The following is a 12,564-nucleotide window of genomic DNA, read 5'->3' on the forward strand; positions in this document are numbered from 1 at the left end:
GGCGGGTCAGCCGAGCTCGGCGGAGCGCGCCGCCGCGGCCGACACCGCATCGATGATGGCGGCGCGCACGGCGTGCGACTCGAGCTCGCGCAGACCCGCGGCGGTCGTGCCGCCGGGCGAGGTGACCGCGGCGCGCAGGGCCTCGGGGCCCTCGTCCGACGAGGCCAGCAGCTGTGCGGCCCCGAGGAGCGTCTGGCGGGTGAGCCGGTCGGCCACGTCCCTCGGCAGGCCGGCCAGGACGCCGGCGTCGGTGAGCGCCTCGGCGATGAGGAAGACGTAGGCCGGGCCCGAACCCGACAGGCCCGTGACCGCGTCCATCAGGCGCTCGGGGACCCGCACGACGGTGCCGACCGAGCCGAGCAGCGACTCGGCCCAGGCCAGGTCGTCGTCGGTCGCCGACGGGCCGGCGCAGATCGCCGACGCCCCTTCCCCCACCAGCGACGGTGTGTTCGGCATGGCGCGCACGACCGCGACCTCGGCGGGGACCGCCGACTGCAGCGCGGCGGTGTCGACCCCCGCGGCGATCGACAGCACGCGCCGCAGGCCCGGCGCGGCCGCCGCCGCGGCCGTCAACGCGGTCACGACGTCACCCGGCTTCGTCGCGGCGACGACCGCCTCGGCCGGACCGGGCTCCGCGAGGACCGTCAGTCCCGACCGCGTGGCGGCGAGCTCGTCGCGCCGGGCGGCGGAGATCTCGACCACGGCGAGGTCGCCGACGGGGTGCCCCGCCGCGAGCATGCCGCCGACGAGGGCGTCGGCCATCCGGCCACCACCGAGGAACTGCACCGCGACCATGGCGTGGAGCGTACCGGCGGGCCGCCGCAGGCCGGCCTGGCTGCACGACGGCTCGACTGCACGACGGCCTGCTGAACGACGGGCGGGCGGTCGGCGGGGGACGGGCCGCTTCCCCGACGGTCCGTCCCCCGCTGCAGCTGACGGTACGCAGGGCCGCGGCGCGGTGTCACCGGGGACCGGTCCCCGTTGACGACCGGGTACGTTCCCGGCCATGAGCTTCCCTCCCGAGGTCGTGGACGCCGTCCTGTCGCACATGAACGGCGACCACACCGACGACAGCCTCGTGATCGTCCGGGCGTTCGCCGAGCCCGGCGCGACGGCCGCCAGGATGACCGGCCTGGACGCCGATGGCGGCGAGTGGGCCGCGACCGTCGACGGCTCGACCGTGGCGGTCCGGGTGCCGTGGACCGAGCCGGCGGTCGAGCGCGCCGACCTCCGCCGCGAGGTCGTCCGCCTCTACGACGCCGGGCTCGAACGGCTCGGGCTCCCGCCCCGCGAGGACCACTGACCCGACCGTCCCCTCGAGACCCGTTCTGGCTGTCGTTCTCCCGGCCCTGGCCGGGAGAACGACAGCCAGAACGCGTGGGAGGGAGCGCGCGTGGGTCAGTTCTTGAAGCGGCTGGCGAAGCCGATGCGCATCGCCGGCCGGAAGCACTGCTCGACGACCGCGTAGCAGGACCCGAGCAGGCGGTCGACGACGTCCTCGTCGACCCACACGGCCGGGACCTCGCCCATCACGTAGATCGCGTCCTCGTCGCCGATCGCGAAGGTCAGGTCGGGCAGCGAGAGGTTCCGGCGGAGCAGGTGCTCGTACAGCGCGCCGGCGTGCTCCTCGGGGGCGGGCATCAGGTACGTCTCGACGTGCAGGTTCCGCTGCCGGAGCAGGAACCAGATCGAGAACACCGACTTCTCCTCGCCCCGCACCCGGACGAACCAGCGGCGCTCCCCCGTCAGGTCGTCGCGCTCGACCGCCTCGACGACCGGGTTGTCGGCCAGCTGCTCGGCGAGCCAGCCGTCGATGCGGCCCTCCAGCTCGTCGAGCTCGTCGGCGCTCAGCGGGCGCTCGGCGCCGATCACGCGCAGGCCACCGGCGTCCGCACGGCGAGGTCGGCGTACAGGCGGCGGAGCCGGGCGGCGGTCGTCGACCACGAGTAGCGACGCGACTCCTCGGCGGCGGCCGCGCCCATCCAGGCCGCCTTCTCGGGCTCGGAGAGGATCGCGTCGATCGCGCCCGCCCAGGCGGCGGGGTCCCGGTCCTCGACGAGGGTCCCGGTCACGCCGCTGTCGACGAGGGTCCGCAGGCCCCCGACCGCGGACGCGACGACCGGGATGCCGCACGCCGCGGCCTCGAGCGCCACGAGCCCGAACGACTCCGAGCGGCTCGGGACGACGACGACGTCGGCCGCCCGGTACCAGGTGGACAGCATGTGGTGCGGCTGCGGCGCGACGAACGTGACCCGGTCGGTGAGGCCGAGCTGCTCGATCCGGTCGAGCACCCGGGCCATCTCGGCCGGGCCCTCGGTGCCGCTCGGGCCGCCGACCACCACGAGCCGGCTGCGCCGGTCCTGCAGGCGGGCCAGCGCCTCGACCGCGACCGTCAGGCCCTTGAGCGGTTGGATGCGCCCGACGAACAGGAGCGTCGGCCGGTCGTCGAGGCTCAGGGCGGCGCGCGCCCCCGCGCGGTCGCCCGGCGAGAAGAACGCGTGGTCGACCCCCGAGGGCACGAGCTCGATCCGATCAGGCGACGCGCCGTAGAGCTGGACGAGCTGGTCGGCCTCGACCGGGTTCGAGGCGCAGATGGCGTCGCAGCAGCCGATGACCATGGCCTCGGCCGCCTCGCGGGCCAGCGGCTCGAGGTCGCCCGCCTCGGCCTTCACCCTCGCGAGCGTGTGGAAGGTGGCGACGAGCGGCAGGTCGAGGCGGTGCTTGAGGTCGTGGGCCGACACGGCCGACAACCAGTAGTTGGCGTGCAGCGCCTCGACGGGCGAGACGGCCAGGTCGGCGGCCACGCCCTCTGTGAACTCGTCGACCACGGCCGGCAGGTCCTCCTTGGCCAGGTCGGCGGGCCCGGCCGGCACGTGGACGACCTCGAAGCCGGGCTCGACCGGTACCCGCTCGGGCAGGTGGTCGGCCCAGCGGCGCACGTAGACCCGGACGTCGACGCCGGCCTGGGCGAGGGACGCCGACAGCTCACGGACGTACACGTTCATGCCACCGGAGTCGCCCGTGCCCGGCTGCACGAGCGGTGACGTGTGCATGGAGACGACGGCGACGGAACCCACGGTCAGATCAACTCATACCCACCGGGACCATTCCCGGTCGGGGCCACGGATCGTACGGGTCCTCAGGAGCCCACGGCGAGGTCGGGCGCGTCGTGCGCCGGATCGTCGTCGGCCGGCGCCGGCGTGGGCGCGCCCGCGGCGCCGGGCTCGACGTCGGCATCGGCGCCCTCGGCGTCCTGCGCGTCGAGCTCGTTCTCCCGTCGGAAGGACTGGTAGATCCGCACGAGCGACTTCTTCTGCTCCTCGGTGATCGTCGGATCACGGCGGATCTCGGCGATCGGGTCGACACGCTCGGCCGGCTCGTCGAGGATGCCGGCCCGGACGTAGAGGGTCTCGCTCGAGATCTCGAGCGCCCGGGCGATCTGCTGGAGGATCTCGGCCGACGGGCGGCGCAGGCCGCGCTCGATCTGCGAGAGGTACGGGTTGGAGACACCCGCCGCCTCGGAGAGCTTCCGCAGCGACATCTGGCCGACGTTGCGCTGCTCGCGGATGAACTCCCCCAGGTCGCGCCAGCGGCGGTCGAGGTCGTCCTTCATGCGGTCGAGGGTATCGCGACAGCCGCGAACACCGGATTCGCACCAGCAAGCGCGCTCAGGAAGCGCTCGTCGGCGCGCTCCTCGGGAGCGCCTCTCCAGCGCGCCGCGCCGATCCGGCCGGGACCGCTCAGCGCAGGAGGTCGTCGACCGAGGCGCCCGCCTGGTAGCGGGCCACGATCTCGTCCTGCACCCGGTCCATCCGGGTGTGCACCTCGCGGCGAGCCGACGACACGTCGCGCTCGAGTGCGGCGAGCGCCCCCATCGCGGCGAGCAGGTCGGGCTCGGGCACCGACGCGAGGTCCGACAGCATCGACGCGCCGAGCAGCTGGTCGGCCCGGGCGACGATCTCGTCCGCCCACGGCGGCGGGTCCAGGTCCTGACCCGGCCGGGGCAGCCCGGGGCCGCGGGTGTGGGCGGCGAGGGCCGAGGGCAGGCGGTGGACGAGGTCGGTGTCGGGATCCTGCTCGGCCCGCCGCTCGAGCTCGACCGCCACCGTGTCGAGGCGGCCCTGGACGATCCGACGGGCGTACGAGAGCCCGTTCTCCACCGCCTGGTAGTCCTCGCGCACGGCGCGGAGCTCGACGAGGCTGCACGACGTCAGCTCGCCCGGCTCGTCGAAGTTGATCAGCTGCTCGACGGTGATGTCGTCCACACCGGCAGGCTACCGATCCCGACGCGCTTCGCGGCCGACCGACCGCGCCGGGTCACGTCCCGCTCCCCGCCGCTCAGACGGACCTGCCGCTCCCCGCCGCTCAGGGGGACCTGCCGCTCCCCGCCGCTCAGGCGGACCTGCCGCTCCCCGCCGCTCAGGCGGACCTGCCGCTCCCCGCCGCTCAGGCTCAGGCTCAGGCGAGGGTCCAGGCCGCGACCAGGAACACGGGCGCGGTCAGCAGGTAGGTGTCCAGCCGGCGCACGGCCCGGCACGGCGCGTCGACGGTCGGCAGGAACGCCGAGGCCACCCACTGCCCGATCGGGCAGGCCAGCACGCACACGCCGCCGACCACGGCCGCGCTGGCCGAGTCGAAGGGCGGCGCCTGGAACATCGCCATCGTGAACGTCACCGCGAGCACGCCGATGACGCCGGTGACCGGGCCTTCGAGGAGGCTCGACGAATCCGCCCCGCCGATGAAGCAGCCGGCGTCGTACAGCGACACCGCGGCGACGAGGAAGAGGCCGGCCCACAGGTGGGCCCCGACGACCAGCACCACCGCAGCGGCGGGCACGGCGGGCAGCAGCACGGCGACGGCGAGCGCCGACGCCTCGCCCGACGTCAGGCCGGCCGCGCCGACCCGCCCCGCGATCGAGACGGCGGCGAGGCCGAGCACGACCAGGAGCAGGACGCCGCCCGCGAACCCGGTGCCGAGCGCCGCGGCGGCGGGCACCAGCACGGTGAGCACGACCGCCACGCCCACGACGGCCGCCGACGGGCGCGCCTCGGGGTCGGGGCGCGAACCGCCCCCGGCGTACGGCCACCAGACGACGAGCAGCTCACGGGCGGCGAGCGCCGCCACGAGGCCCCAGAGGATCGCGGTGGGCCACCGGCCGGCCGTGACGGCGGCGAGGGCGACGAAGAACCAGAGGATGCCGAGCCGGACCTTCGGCCCGGTGCTCGACGGGCGGACCGCCAGCCTCGCCATCCCGGTCGCAGGTTCGGCGGCCGGGGTGCGGCGGCCCTTCGAGCCGCCCCCGGACGGCGCCGACGCGCCCGACCCCTTCGTCCCCCCGCTGCGCTCGGCGACCGCGGTCGCGCCGCGCCGCCGGCTGCGCTGCACGGGGGCGGCGTCGGCGATCGGGCGGCGGGTGCCACCCGCGCCGGCCGAGCGCGAGCTGGTCGACCGGCTGCGCTCAGCCACCGGACACCGGGGGGAGGATGGCCACCTCGTCGTCGCCCCCCACCGCATCGGCCTCGCCGGCCGGCTCGCCGTTGACCCAGACCCGGCAGGTGCCCAGGATGGCGGCGAAGTCGTCCCCGAAGCGCTCCCGAGCGCTCGTCAGGACCGCCGCCACGGTGTCGCCCGTCAGGACCTCGGACGAGGTCCCCGCGGCCTCCCGGGCCTGGGCGAAGAGACGGACGACTGGCACCGAGCGAGCCTACTCCGGGGGGTTCCGGCGGGTCCCGGTCGGCCACCCCACGCCCGCGGCGGCAGACGATCGCCGTGGACGGGCCCGGTACCGGGGCCGGTAGCGTCCCCGCCGATGACGCAGCTGCTCGTGATCCGCCATGGCCAGTCCGAGTGGAACGCCGACGGGCGCTGGCAGGGCCAGGAGGACCCGCCGCTCACCGACCTCGGCCGGCAGCAGGCCCGCACCGCAGCCCGGGCGGTCGGCGCGATCGACGCCATCTACGCCTCGCCGCTCGACCGGGCCGCCACGACGGCCGCCATCCTCAGCGAGGAGCTGGGAGTCGGACCGGTGATCACCCTCACCGGGCTGATGGAGCGCAACGCCGGCGAGTGGCAGGGCCTCACCCGCGACGAGATCGAGGAGGGCTACCCCGGCTACCTCGCCGAGGCGCGTCGGCCGCCCGGCTGGGAGCCCGACGAGGACGTCCAGGCCCGGGTGCTCGGCGCGTTCGACGCGATCGCGACCCAGCACCCCTACGGGACGGTGGTCGCCGTCGCCCACGCCGGAGTGATCTTCGCCGCCGAGTCCGCGTTCGGCGCGGAGTGGGAGCGGCTCGCGAACCTCGGCGGCCGCTGGCTCTCGCACGAGGACGGCCGCTGGCGGATCGGCGAGCGGGTCCACCTGCTGATCGAGGAGACGATCCCCGACCAGATCTGACCGTCGGATCAGCCTGCGGCGGTGAAGCGGTCCGAGCCGACGATCGCCTGGACCTGGGCGGCGGCGGCCGCTCCGCCGATCTGGTCGGCGTCGATCCGGTCGAGGCCCGACATGGCCTCCTCGACCGCAGCGAGGTCCTGCTCGATCCGGCCGAGGACGGCGAGCTCGTCGTCCTCGTCGGCGATCAGGGGGACGGGCTCGGCGGTCGGCGCGTCCGGGCCCGGCGCGTCCGGGACCGGGACGACCGTCTCCGGCACGACCGGGTCCGGGGCGATCGGATCCGGAGCGGGCGGGACGTCGACCGCCGCGGCCGGCGCCGGCTCGACGGGCCCCGTCGCCCACGCCGGCGTGGCCGGCGTGGCCGGCGACCCGGTCAGGTCCACGACCTCGGGCTCGTCGGCGTCGTCCACGTGCTCGTTCGGCTCCACGTCGGGCGAGCGTAGCGTCGTCGTCCCGGTACGCTGCTCCGTCCGGTGGATGCCTCCGACGTGACCGCTCCGGCCGTGCTGCTGGCCGAGATCCAGGCCGACGTGCTGGTCCGATCGTTCGTGATCGCCGCCGTCGTGCTCCTCCCCGTGTGGCTCTACGTCCGCAAGCGGGTCCTCGCCGACCGGGAGCCGCCGGCGAGCGAGGACGGCGCGGCGGCCGAACCCGCGGGCCCGCGCCTCGAGGACGTGATCGCCGCCGTGCCCGCCGCCGCGGGCACCGCCCGCGCCGAGGGCTCCGCCACGCTGACCGTGCCCCACGGCGTCACGATCGACGGCGATGCCGCCGACCCGGCGACCGTCGACGCGCTCGTGCGCGACTCGCTCCGGCGCAGCGGCCTGGTCGCGGTGGCGGAGGTCGACTCGCCGGCCGGACGTACCCTGGAGCTCCGACCGGTCGACGCCGGTCGGACCTGAACGCCAGGCCTGATCGCCCGCTCATCGAGATCGCCGGAGCCCCTCCCCATGACCGCACCGATGGCACCGACCACGACCGGACCCGCCACCAGCACGATCACCCGCACCGACGAGGAGCAGGAGACCGAGGACGGCCCGCTCGCCCACATCGTCCGGACCAAGCCAGGCGAGGACGCCGCGGCCAAGGTGCTCGCCGCCCGCGTCGAGGGCACACCGCTCGAGGCGCTCTGCGGTCACGTGTGGGTGCCGTCCCGTGACCCCAAGCAGCTGCCGGTGTGCCAGCGCTGCAAGGACATCTACGGCATGTACCGCGACGTCAACGACGGACTCGACGAGACGCCGCGGATGTAAACGACGGGCTCGACGAGACGCCGCGGATGTAGCGGTCAGGCGGGCGCGCACTCGGCGCCGCGCACCTCGACCGTGGTGCCGATCACCTCGCGCCGGGTGGCCGCCTGCACGAACGCGGGGTCGTGGCAGGTGCCGACCCAGCGTCGGCCGTCGGGCAGGTCGGCGATGACGAAGGCCCGGATCGGGGCGTCGCCCTCGTAGGTCGCAGTGGCGGTCGCGACGGTCGCCGGCCCGGCGCCGCCGTGGGTGACCTCGAGCGTCGCGGTGGCGGCCGCGGCCTCCTGCCCGAAGTCGGCGACGAGGACCTCGGGCGCCGGGCAGCCGCCCCAGACGGTGATGCCGGGCTTGGTGAGCAGGCCCGACACCGCGGTGACCATGCCCAGCGACTCGGGGGCGGCGCGCAGCCGCCGGGCCACCTCGACCGTGGCCTGGTACGTGAAGTTGTTGAGCGGCCCGCCGGCGAAGGTCATGCCGCCGGTGACGGTGGCGGGCGACGTCGGATCGAGCTCGAGCTCGCGCTGCTGGACGCGCACGGCGACCGGGAAGCAGCTGTAGATCTCCTGGACCTCGACCTCGCGCAGCGGGCGGCCGATGTGCGCGGCGACGGCGTGGCCGAGGATGCGCATGGCCGGCCACCGGTGGAGCTCGGCCCGGCGCGACAGCGAGGCCATGTGCTCCGACTCGACGCAGGCGTGCGGGAACAGCCACCGGTCCGCCGGCACCCCCGCGGCCTGGGCAGTCCCGGCCGAGCAGAGCAGGAGCGCGGCGCCCTGGTCGACCGACCACTGGCTCACGTGCCACTTGGCGTACGGCGACGACAGCGGGCGGTTGCCCGGTCCCGCCACGCGCAGCTCGGCGGCGGTGCGCGGCTCGGGGAACGCGGCCAGCGGGTTCGAGGTCGCGACGGCGTTGAACGACGCCCACAGGCCGGCGATGTCGTCGAGCTGGTCGTCGAACGGCCGACCCTCCGCGTGGCCGAGGGCGTTCTCGATGCAGGCGTACTGGTCGACCGGCGCCCACATCCCGGCCTGCACCTCGGCGTCGGCCATGATCTCGCCCTGGGGCGACCAGCGCTCGTCGGGCACGGCGCCCTCCTGCGCGGTCTCGGGCACCGACCCGCCGGCGCGCTGCGCGGCGGTCGTGCTGGCCATGGCCTCGGCGCCGACCACGAGGGCGACGTCGAGCTCGCCACGGCGGATGCGGTCGAGCGCCACGGCGAGCGGCGCGGTCTGCGGCACGCCCACGTCGGCGCAGACCGTCCGGGCCCGCTCGGCCCCGATGCGGGCGGCGACCAGCCGTCCGGGGTCCGGGTACGACCACGTGCCCTCGGGGACGGCCAGCATCCCGACCGAGGCGAGCAGCGACGGCGCGCCCGCGTCGGCGGCCGCGGCGACGGACGCCTCGACCATGAGCTCCAGCGGCTCCACGGCACCGGAGCCGTCGACCGGGCGGTGGGCCTCCCCGACGCCGACGAGGACGGGGGTGCGGGGATCGAGCGACGCAGCAGCCACGACGGCGGACGCTACCGCCGCCGGGCGGGCGGCTCAGGCGGCGAGGTCGGCCCCGGTCAGCCGGCGATCCCGCAGCCGAGCCGGGTCGAGCCGCCGCCGCCGAGGCTGTGCGCGATCGCGCACACCTGCGCACCCGGCGGTGCGACGACCGCGGCCGCCACGAAGCCGTGCGCCGAGCCCCGGCCGAACGCTGCGCCGATGTCGGGCCGGTCGCCGTTGGCGGTCACCGTGCGGACCGGGTTGCCGCCGACGTAGACGCTGACCTTGACCGGCGTGTTGGCGTGGGCGTCGAGCGCCCACCCCGACACGTCGACCGACCCGCCGCCGCGGGCCACGGCGTCGAGCGCACCGGTCGGCGCGTCGGCGATGCGCAGGGCCTCGGTCCGTACGTAGGCCTTGGACGCCCGCAGCGAGCTGTAGGCGTTGATGACGGACCCGTCCGGACGGCGGATCTCGAAGTGCAGGTGGGCACCGGTGGACTCGGCGTTGCCGGAGTCGCCGACGAAGCCCACGATCTCGCCGGCCTTGACCTTCTGGCCCTTGGCGATGCCGTCGGCGAAGGCCCGCTCGTAGACGTTGCTGCCGTCGTCCGTGCCGGGCCAGTCGTTGTTGAGGTGGATGTAGACGTAGCGCCAGCCGTCGGCGTCGGTGATCGTCAGCGAGTTGCCCGACAGGCCGCTGTTCGACCAGTTGAGCGACGTCACCGTGCCGTCGACCGCGGCGACCACCGGCGTGTGCTTGGCCGCCATCAGGTCCTGGCCCTCGTGGCTGCGACCGCCGGAGCGGGCGGCGCCGAAGGTGTCGGAGTAGGTGACCCTCGCCGCCACCGGGAACACGATGGCCCGCTCCCCCGCCACCGAGGCGGGCGGCGCGGCGCAGGCGGCCAGCGCCGCGAGCGCGGCGGTCACGGCCAGGAGGCCGACGGCGTGGGACCAGCGGGGGGCCGGGTGGTGGCGACGGGGGCGCGCCGGGTCGATCGCGGAGGGCTGACGGTGCATGGCCAGTGGTGTCGGCGCCTCCGGCACCGACCTTGACGGGAACGTAGCGTGACCTGGGCCATGCTCCGGGGCCGCCCGCGGGCGCCCACACGCGAGACCGGAGGAACCACATGTCCGATGCCGTCCTGGTCGACACGCCGATCCCCGGCGTCCGCCGCATCACTCTCAACCGTCCCGAGAAGCGCAACGCGCTCAACCACGCCGTCCGGGGCGGGGTGCTCGACGCGCTGCAGGAGGCCGACGGCGACCCGGAGGTCCGGGTGTCGATCATCCGGGGCGCCGGGCCGTGCTTCTCCGCCGGGTACGAGCTCGGCGACGGCAACGAGGGCACCGAGCCGCCGTACTTCACCGCCGAGGGCGAGGGCTACTGGCCGCGACACGTCACCGACGCGTGGATGGGGATCTGGGACCTGGCGAAGCCCGTGATCGCCCAGGTCCACGGCTGGTGCCTCGCGGGCGGCAGCGAGCTCGCGACCGGGTGCGACCTCGTGTACGTCGCCGAGGACGCCCGCATCGGCTACCCCGCCGTGCGCTTCGGGGTGCCCGACATGCAGTTCCACGCCTGGTTCCTCGGGCCGCGGGCGGCGATGGACATGGTGCTCACCGGCGACTGGATCTCGGGCGAGGACGCGGTGCGGCTCGGTTGGGCGAACCGCTCGTACCGGGAGGACCGCCTCGACGACGAGGTGCTGGCCGTGGCCGAGCGGATCGCGATGGTCCCGCCCGACATCGCGCAGCTCAACAAGCGGACGGTGCACCGCGCGATGGAGGTCATGGGCCTCCGCACCGCGATCCGTGCCGGCACCGAGCTCTGCGCGCTGGCCATCCACCAGCCGAGCTTCCAGGAGTTCATCCAGGGGACCGGCGGCGGCGACCTGACCGAGGCGCTCCAGCGCCGGGACGAGCCCTTCGGCGACTACCGCGCCGGCGACTGACCCGTCTTGCGCACACGACCGAACTTGGGGACCACCGTTCGCTCAGCGACGCGTGGTCCCCAAGAACGCCGGATCGGCCGTCTTGGGGATCTCCCCAAGTTCCGGTGTCGGCGCCGGCGGCCTGGTGGGCCCCGTGGGGCTCGAACCCACGCGCGTCGGATGAAGACGTCCGCTGCGCGCCCGGAGGACGCCGGCGGCCTGGTGGGCCCCGTGGGGCTCGAACCCACGCGCGTCGGATGAAGACGTCCGCTGCGCGCCCGGAGGGCGCCGGCGGCCTGGTGGGCCCCGTGGGGCTCGAACCCACGCGCGTCGGATTAAAAGTCCGCTGCTCTGCCAACTGAGCTAGAGGCCCGGGACTGCAAGATAACTGTCGAGAGAACGCGCGAGAGAAGAGCTGCAAACAACAACTCGCCCATCACCGTCCCCGCCGCCCAGGTCCCGTCAACGCGACGGCCCCGCCCGTCGAGCCGATCGACCCTGTCCGCCGGCGGTGAGGCGTGCATCACCGGTGGCGGCCCCGGGTCGAGACCACGGACGCAGTCGCCGACCACAGGGTGCATGACCAACTCGTCCGCCAACTCCGTAGTGAACCCCGCCTCGACGTGGCGGCAGACCGAACTGCTCGCCGGTGCCTGGCTCGCCGGGTACCGATCACCCGCCACCCGCTCCACGTACGCCACGGCGATCCGCGCCTGGTTCTCATGGTCCTGCAACGGACCGTCGCACCACTGGACGCCAGGCGAGCCCACATCGAGCTCTGGCAACGCGAACTCGAGCACCGCGACTACGCAGCCCGCACCATCGCCCTCCGCCTCACCGCGCTCGCCAGCTTCTACAGCTACTGCGAGAACGAGAACCTGATCTCCCGCTCACCCATGCTCCGCGTCCGCCGCCCCCGGGTGGAACGTCGCTCTCCGCGTACGTCGCTCAGTCGCGGCCAACTCCACGACCTCCTCGCCGCTGCCCGAGAACTGGGACCCCACGCCCACGGGATCCTCTGTCTCCTCGCGTTCAACGGGCTGCGCATCAGCGAAGCCACCAGGCTCGACGTCGATGCGCTCGACTACGACGGCCTCTTCCCGATCCTGCACATCACCCGCAAGGGCGGCCGCCCCGGCGTCGCAGTCCTTGCCCGACCTACCGAAGCGGCCATCATCGCCTGCGCTGACGGACGCAGCAGCGGGCCACTGTTCCTCACCCGCAGCGGCACCCGCGCCGGCCAACGCAGCACCCAACGCATCCTCGACCGCTGCGCTCACCACCTCCGCGGTCACCGAACCCGCATCACGCCCCACGTGCTGCGCCACACATGGACAACGCTGGCCATCGACGCCGGCGTACCCCACGACCAGGTCCAACACGACGGCGGGTGGGCCGACCCACGCATGCTCGCCTACTACACCCACAACCGCGACAACGCCCTGCGCTCCGCCACCCACAGCGTCGCCGCCTACGTCCTCAGCGCGTCCTGAC

Annotated in this window: 16 protein-coding genes and 1 tRNA gene; 6 read left to right on the forward strand and 11 right to left on the reverse strand. The window is 74.7% G+C overall.

Translation table 11 applies throughout. The features are described from left to right. Window positions 1-6: 6 nt before the first annotated feature. On the reverse strand, window positions 7-795 hold the full coding sequence (gene proC / locus LH044_RS11665; RefSeq protein WP_227755760.1) for a pyrroline-5-carboxylate reductase: 789 nt from the start codon (window positions 793-795) through the stop codon (window positions 7-9). A gap of 211 nt (window positions 796-1,006) precedes the next feature. Between proC and LH044_RS11670 the strand changes: the two genes are divergently transcribed. After that, window positions 1,007-1,303 (forward strand): DUF2470 domain-containing protein, encoded by a 297-nt coding sequence (locus LH044_RS11670; RefSeq protein WP_227755761.1) that lies wholly within the window; start codon window positions 1,007-1,009, stop codon window positions 1,301-1,303. A 95-nt stretch (window positions 1,304-1,398) separates the two neighbouring features. Here LH044_RS11670 and LH044_RS11675 read toward each other — a convergent pair whose 3' ends face one another. The 6 genes from LH044_RS11675 to LH044_RS11700 form a co-directional block, all read right to left on the reverse strand. Beyond that, on the reverse strand, window positions 1,399-1,872 hold the full coding sequence (locus LH044_RS11675) for a YbjN domain-containing protein (RefSeq protein ID WP_227755762.1): 474 nt from the start codon (window positions 1,870-1,872) through the stop codon (window positions 1,399-1,401). Further along, window positions 1,869-3,077: a glycosyltransferase gene (locus LH044_RS11680; protein ID WP_227755763.1), complete on the reverse strand. Its 1,209-nt coding sequence runs from the start codon at window positions 3,075-3,077 to the stop codon at window positions 1,869-1,871. Before LH044_RS11680 ends, LH044_RS11675 begins: the two co-directional genes overlap by 4 nt. A gap of 62 nt (window positions 3,078-3,139) precedes the next feature. After that, a complete protein-coding gene (locus tag LH044_RS11685) occupies window positions 3,140-3,613 on the reverse strand; it encodes a helix-turn-helix domain-containing protein (protein WP_227755764.1) in 474 nt (157 codons plus the stop codon). A gap of 127 nt (window positions 3,614-3,740) precedes the next feature. Continuing rightward, entirely contained in the window at window positions 3,741-4,265 is a 525-nt protein-coding gene (locus tag LH044_RS11690; RefSeq protein WP_227755765.1) for an RsiG family protein, read from the reverse strand. A 193-nt stretch (window positions 4,266-4,458) separates the two neighbouring features. Further along, window positions 4,459-5,466 (reverse strand): hypothetical protein, encoded by a 1,008-nt coding sequence (locus LH044_RS11695; protein ID WP_227755766.1) that lies wholly within the window; start codon window positions 5,464-5,466, stop codon window positions 4,459-4,461. Next, the gene (locus LH044_RS11700) at window positions 5,459-5,695 is read right to left on the reverse strand and encodes a MoaD/ThiS family protein (protein ID WP_227755767.1); all 237 of its coding nucleotides are present in this window, start codon (window positions 5,693-5,695) and stop codon (window positions 5,459-5,461) included. The genes LH044_RS11695 and LH044_RS11700 overlap by 8 nt, the downstream gene beginning before the upstream one ends. A gap of 114 nt (window positions 5,696-5,809) precedes the next feature. Here LH044_RS11700 and LH044_RS11705 point away from each other — a divergent pair, with 114 nt between their 5' ends. Then, on the forward strand, window positions 5,810-6,394 hold the full coding sequence (locus LH044_RS11705; protein WP_227755768.1) for a histidine phosphatase family protein: 585 nt from the start codon (window positions 5,810-5,812) through the stop codon (window positions 6,392-6,394). Between the two features lie 8 nt (window positions 6,395-6,402). Here LH044_RS11705 and LH044_RS11710 read toward each other — a convergent pair whose 3' ends face one another. Further along, on the reverse strand, window positions 6,403-6,822 hold the full coding sequence (locus LH044_RS11710) for a hypothetical protein (protein WP_227755769.1): 420 nt from the start codon (window positions 6,820-6,822) through the stop codon (window positions 6,403-6,405). Between the two features lie 45 nt (window positions 6,823-6,867). On the opposite strand from LH044_RS11710, the gene LH044_RS11715 reads away from it, so the two are divergent. Further along, window positions 6,868-7,296: a hypothetical protein gene (locus LH044_RS11715; RefSeq protein ID WP_227755770.1), complete on the forward strand. Its 429-nt coding sequence runs from the start codon at window positions 6,868-6,870 to the stop codon at window positions 7,294-7,296. Between the two features lie 48 nt (window positions 7,297-7,344). Next, window positions 7,345-7,647 carry a DUF3039 domain-containing protein gene (locus tag LH044_RS11720; RefSeq protein ID WP_227755771.1) on the forward strand — a complete coding sequence of 101 codons (303 nt, stop codon included), beginning with the start codon at window positions 7,345-7,347 and terminating at the stop codon, window positions 7,645-7,647. Window positions 7,648-7,682: 35 nt separating this feature from the next. On the opposite strand, the gene LH044_RS11725 is transcribed toward LH044_RS11720, so the two are convergent. After that, entirely contained in the window at window positions 7,683-9,158 is a 1,476-nt protein-coding gene (locus tag LH044_RS11725) for a TLP1 C-terminal extension domain-containing protein (protein WP_227755772.1), read from the reverse strand. Window positions 9,159-9,214: 56 nt separating this feature from the next. Continuing rightward, the gene (locus LH044_RS21910) at window positions 9,215-10,156 is read right to left on the reverse strand and encodes a M23 family metallopeptidase (protein WP_304512016.1); all 942 of its coding nucleotides are present in this window, start codon (window positions 10,154-10,156) and stop codon (window positions 9,215-9,217) included. A 110-nt stretch (window positions 10,157-10,266) separates the two neighbouring features. Between LH044_RS21910 and LH044_RS11735 the strand changes: the two genes are divergently transcribed. Continuing rightward, window positions 10,267-11,091 (forward strand): enoyl-CoA hydratase-related protein, encoded by an 825-nt coding sequence (locus tag LH044_RS11735; protein WP_227755773.1) that lies wholly within the window; start codon window positions 10,267-10,269, stop codon window positions 11,089-11,091. Window positions 11,092-11,367: 276 nt separating this feature from the next. On the opposite strand, the gene LH044_RS11740 is transcribed toward LH044_RS11735, so the two are convergent. Next, a tRNA-Lys gene (locus LH044_RS11740) sits at window positions 11,368-11,443 on the reverse strand. Window positions 11,444-11,792: 349 nt separating this feature from the next. Between LH044_RS11740 and LH044_RS11745 the strand changes: the two genes are divergently transcribed. Next, window positions 11,793-12,563, forward strand: coding sequence for a tyrosine-type recombinase/integrase (locus LH044_RS11745; protein ID WP_227755774.1), 771 nt, complete (start codon window positions 11,793-11,795; stop codon window positions 12,561-12,563). Window position 12,564 lies beyond the last annotated feature (1 nt).

Source organism: Dermatobacter hominis (assembly GCF_020715685.1).
Classification (GTDB): domain Bacteria; phylum Actinomycetota; class Acidimicrobiia; order Acidimicrobiales; family Microtrichaceae; genus Dermatobacter; species Dermatobacter hominis.

Coding starts and splice junctions, on each gene's coding strand:
- proC (WP_227755760.1), bottom strand. CDS start 795: ATGGTCGCGGTGCAGTTCCTCGGTGGTGGCCGGATGGCCGACGCCCTC.
- LH044_RS11670 (WP_227755761.1), top strand. CDS start 1,007: ATGAGCTTCCCTCCCGAGGTCGTGGACGCCGTCCTGTCGCACATGAAC.
- LH044_RS11685 (WP_227755764.1), bottom strand. CDS start 3,613: ATGAAGGACGACCTCGACCGCCGCTGGCGCGACCTGGGGGAGTTCATC.
- LH044_RS11705 (WP_227755768.1), top strand. CDS start 5,810: ATGACGCAGCTGCTCGTGATCCGCCATGGCCAGTCCGAGTGGAACGCC.
- LH044_RS11720 (WP_227755771.1), top strand. CDS start 7,345: ATGACCGCACCGATGGCACCGACCACGACCGGACCCGCCACCAGCACG.
- LH044_RS21910 (WP_304512016.1), bottom strand. CDS start 10,156: ATGCACCGTCAGCCCTCCGCGATCGACCCGGCGCGCCCCCGTCGCCAC.
- LH044_RS11735 (WP_227755773.1), top strand. CDS start 10,267: ATGTCCGATGCCGTCCTGGTCGACACGCCGATCCCCGGCGTCCGCCGC.
- LH044_RS11745 (WP_227755774.1), top strand. CDS start 11,793: ATGGTCCTGCAACGGACCGTCGCACCACTGGACGCCAGGCGAGCCCAC.